Annotated in this window: 1 protein-coding gene; it reads left to right on the top strand. The window is 40.5% G+C overall.

Annotated features, from left to right (window positions below):
* On the top strand, positions 1-183 hold a 183-nt coding region (locus L9G74_RS24175; RefSeq protein WP_238898643.1), incomplete at its 5' end, for a hypothetical protein.
* Positions 184-269 lie beyond the last annotated feature (86 nt).

Genomic DNA, 269 nt, shown 5'->3' with positions numbered 1-269 from the left:
GAGAATAACTCAGGTCCAACCTTTTCAATTTCGGTAATTCCTGATCTGGTTCCCAAAGTTGTTCAAGATTGGAATGTCTCATTTCCAGTCTCACTAGATTTTGTGGCCAATAGTTCGGCGGCAAAGATCTCTGAGGGAAGCCATCCCAACAAAGAATTTTTAAACCATCCGGAAGACTTTTAAGAGATGATGCAAGAAATACATTTGATTCACTCCAGGGGACATGAGAATTAAAGAAGTGGAGCATCCTCAGATTTTCCATCTTTTCG

This window comes from Shewanella electrica, from assembly GCF_022321485.1.
Taxonomy (GTDB): domain Bacteria; phylum Pseudomonadota; class Gammaproteobacteria; order Enterobacterales; family Shewanellaceae; genus Shewanella; species Shewanella electrica.
The sequence above is the reverse complement of the archived record's forward strand: the minus strand, read 5'-3'. Positions and strand labels throughout refer to the sequence as shown.